This window comes from Leucobacter chromiiresistens, from assembly GCF_001477055.1.
GTDB lineage: Bacteria > Actinomycetota > Actinomycetes > Actinomycetales > Microbacteriaceae > Leucobacter > Leucobacter chromiiresistens_A.
In genome coordinates this window covers 1-3,371 of sequence record NZ_LDRK01000125.1, presented here as the reverse complement: position 1 = coordinate 3,371, position 3,371 = coordinate 1, and the positions used below count along the sequence as shown (strand labels likewise).

The window sequence follows — 3,371 nt, the reverse complement described above, 5'->3', positions numbered from 1 at the left end:
CTCCCGCGCGCTCTGGGAGGTCGGGTACCTCATGCGCAACACCGGTCTCGACGGCAACGGCACCTTTCTGACGCGCTCCTTCCTCACCCTCGAGCACGACCATCCGCTGCGGCTGCCGCTGCACGCGCAGCTGCTCTCCGCATTCATCATGCGCGAGTTCGCCGCCGACCTCGTCGAGGCGATGGCGAAGCACCGCGACCCCGAGGCCGTGCCGCTCGACCGCGAGGTGCGGCGCATGATCGGCATCGGCAACGGCTCGGCGCTCGGGCTGCTCTTCTTCGTCAACACCCACCCCATGCTCATCGGCACCTGGCTCGAGCAGCGGCAGACGCTGCTCGCCGAGGCCACGCAGCTGCCCCTGCTGCAGCACGCCGAGGAGACCGAGCAGTACCGGGCGCTGCTCGTGCGCGCGGCCGAGTTCACGGGCGTCGATCCGTACGTCTATGCGCGCTTCGACGACCCGCACCGGGTCTCCGAGCAGCTGGAGACGGCGATCGACGCGCTCGACGAGCTCGTGGCCCGCGGGGCGACGACGGGCGCCGAGCTGCTGAACCGGCTCGACGGCGCCATCGGCGACGAGGCCTGGGAGCTCGTCGCCGCCAACCTGCTCGAGCTGCTCCCCTACGAGCGCATCGTGGCGGCGATCGAGGGCGGCATCCGCTCGGAGCAGTTCGTCGCCGAGGCCGACATGCCCCTCGCCGAGCTGCGGGCGATCATCGACCGCGACTACCGCTGGGCGCTGAGCATCGACATGGCGGCGCCCGGCGCGCGCGAGTACGTCTGGTACAAGTCGGCCGACGCGGAGGAGCCGCGGCGCGGGCCGGCATCGGAGGTGGACGGCGGGCGCAACTGGGCGCTCGACCTGCCGAGCGACGTGCAAGCCCTCGACGCCGCGCTGCGGGCGACGCACCACGAGCACGTCGGCGGCCTGCTGCGCGAGCACCCCGAGCTCCGGGCGACCGTCGAACGCATCCAGTCGCTCCGCGACTTCCGCTACCACTCGCCGCACATGAACATGCTCGGCGCGGACTTCGTGCCCGTCTCGATCGTGCGCTTCATGAACTCGGCGGTGCACGGCCTGCTGCGCACCGTCGACGAGGGCGACGACCGCAACGTGCTCGGCCTCATCTACCTCGGCGCCCCGACCGCCGCTGACCTCAACGAGGGCCTCGCGCTCGAGACCCGCTACCCCCAGATGCCCGCGACCACGATCGGAGCCGCACGATGACCACACAGATGCGGGCCTCCGCACGAGAGATGCGCCACATGGTCGGCCGCTACCTGCACGCGCGCTCCTGCCCGGCCTACGCCGTCAACGCCATCCGCGACGCGATCATGGCGGCGCAGGCCGAGGGTGCCGACGCCGTGACCGTGATGGAGCGGGTGCGCGACCGGTACGCCGGCGCCCGAACGAGCTTCGACGTGCGCCGCGACGGCGACGGGATCGTGCTCGACGGGCGTGGAACGCCCGCGATCCTGCTCGCCCCCGCCCTGATCGATGAGCTGTCGCTCGCCGCCATCGACGGCGTCGCGCGCGTGCACGTCGTCGGCACCCCCGGAATCGGGATCGCGGCGGCCCTCGGCGAGTACGCCGCGGTGCGCGGCGTCGCGTTCGAGATCGAGTCGTCGGCGGGCGGCGACGCCGCGGAAGACGTGGCGGGGGATGCGGGCGACCGCGCGATCCTCGCCCCGCGCCGCACCGAGCGCACCCCCGTGCGCCCCGCCGAGTCGGCGGCCGGGCCCGCGATGCGCCGCATCCTGCTCGAGGGGTACGTGATGGACGCCGATCAGTTCTGGCGCCTCTTCCACGAGTCGAACGAGGCGCTCACGCCCGACTCGGAGCTGTCGCGACGGCACGCGGGATCGCAGCTCTACGACGAGAACGGCGATCTGATCGGCGAGGTCAGCGAGGAGACGTACCTGCACCTGCGCCGCGACGAGAACGACCCCGAGCGGGCGGTGCTCGCATGAGCGGGGCGCCCGTGATCGACGGCCTGCAGTGCGGGCGCTACGACCGCGACGCGCTCGAGCGGCTGCGCGACGGCGGAGTGCGGGCGGTGACCATCACCGCGTCGTTCTGGGAGGACGCGCTCGAGACGATGGACGTGCTCACCGGCTGGAACGACGCGGTGCGCGAGCACGGCGACGTCGCGCTCATCGCCCGCAGCGGCGCCGACATCGACGCGGCGGTGGCGTCGGATCGCGTCGCGATCGTGCTCGGCACCCAGAACTCGTCGCTCTTCAACGACCGCATCGGGTTCGTCGAGCACTTCTGGAACCTCGGCGTGCGCATCGTGCAGCTGACGTACAACATCCAGAACGCCATCGGATCCTCCTGCTACGAACCCGTCGACACGGGGCTCTCGCGCTTCGGGCACGAGGTCGTGGAGGAGATGAACCGGGTGGGCATGATCGTCGACCTCTCGCACGTGGGGGAGCGCACCTCGCTCGACGCCATCGAGGCCTCGGGGCGGCCCGTCGCGATCAACCACGCGAACGCCCGCTCCGTCTACGACCACCCCCGCAACAAGGGCGACGACGTGCTGCGCGCCCTCGTCGCGCACGGCGGCGTGCTCGGCGTGTGCACGTACAACAACATCGCGGGCGAGTACGCCGCGACCCTCGACGGCTCGGCCGAGCTCGTCGCCCGGCACGTCGAGCTGCTCGGCATCGACCACGTCGCGTACGGGTCGGACCTCGACCCGAACTCGCCGCCCGGCAACCTGGCGTGGATGCGCAACGGGCGCTGGAGCCGGAAGGTGCAGCACGGCGCATCGCGGCCCGACGTCGCGCCGCCGCCGGCGGCGTGGATCGACGACTTCGATTTCCACAAATTCGGGGAGGTGCGCGACCGGATCGCCGAGCGCGGCCTGCTCACCGCAGAGGAGGCGGATCAGGTGTTCTACGGCAACTGGAAGCGGATGTACGACGCGGGCTTCGCGCCCGCCGGGGCGAGCGCATGAGCGCGGGCGTGCGGCGCGTGCCGGAGGAGTCGAACGGGGCGCTCTCGTCGAGCGTGACCGTGATCGGGGAGACCGCGTACACGACGGTGATTCCGCTCGACGCGGAGGGCCGGCTCGTGGAGGGCATCACCGCGCAGTCGGAGGCGGTGATCGACGCACTGGAGGTGGATCTCGCCGCCGTGGGCGCCGGCCTCGCCGACATCGCGCACCTCACCATCTACCTGCGCGACCTCGCGGAGCACCGCCCCGCGTTCAACGAGGTCTACGCGCGGCGCTTCGGCGACCGCGTGCCGGTGCGGTGCGCCGTCGGCGTCGCCGAACTCGCCCGCCCGACGATGCTGGTGGAGCTGACGGCGATCGCCGCCGTGCCGCGGGGCTGACGGCGGCGGGGCGGGGCGGGGGCTGCCC

The 3,371-nt window shown here is 72.3% G+C and carries 4 protein-coding genes; all 4 read left to right on the top strand.

All coding sequences use genetic code 11. The features are described from left to right. A partial coding sequence (locus tag NS354_RS13670) for a hypothetical protein (RefSeq protein WP_193750782.1) occupies positions 1-1,228 on the top strand: 1,228 nt, incomplete at its 5' end. Further along, the gene (locus NS354_RS12345; RefSeq protein WP_153002217.1) at positions 1,225-1,971 is read left to right on the top strand and encodes a hypothetical protein; all 747 of its coding nucleotides are present in this window, start codon (positions 1,225-1,227) and stop codon (positions 1,969-1,971) included. The genes NS354_RS13670 and NS354_RS12345, both read left to right, overlap by 4 nt. Then, complete coding sequence (locus NS354_RS12340) at positions 1,968-2,963, top strand: dipeptidase (protein ID WP_058594755.1); 996 nt, start codon at positions 1,968-1,970, stop codon at positions 2,961-2,963. Before NS354_RS12345 ends, NS354_RS12340 begins: the two co-directional genes overlap by 4 nt. Continuing rightward, entirely contained in the window at positions 2,960-3,343 is a 384-nt protein-coding gene (locus NS354_RS12335) for a RidA family protein (protein ID WP_058594754.1), read from the top strand. Before NS354_RS12340 ends, NS354_RS12335 begins: the two co-directional genes overlap by 4 nt. Positions 3,344-3,371 lie beyond the last annotated feature (28 nt).

What these genes read in the sequence shown, in the direction of transcription:
- NS354_RS12345 (WP_153002217.1), top strand. Translation starts at nt 1,225, where the DNA reads ATGACCACACAGATGCGGGCCTCCGCACGAGAGATGCGCCACATGGTC.
- NS354_RS12340 (WP_058594755.1), top strand. Translation starts at nt 1,968, where the DNA reads ATGAGCGGGGCGCCCGTGATCGACGGCCTGCAGTGCGGGCGCTACGAC.
- NS354_RS12335 (WP_058594754.1), top strand. Translation starts at nt 2,960, where the DNA reads ATGAGCGCGGGCGTGCGGCGCGTGCCGGAGGAGTCGAACGGGGCGCTC.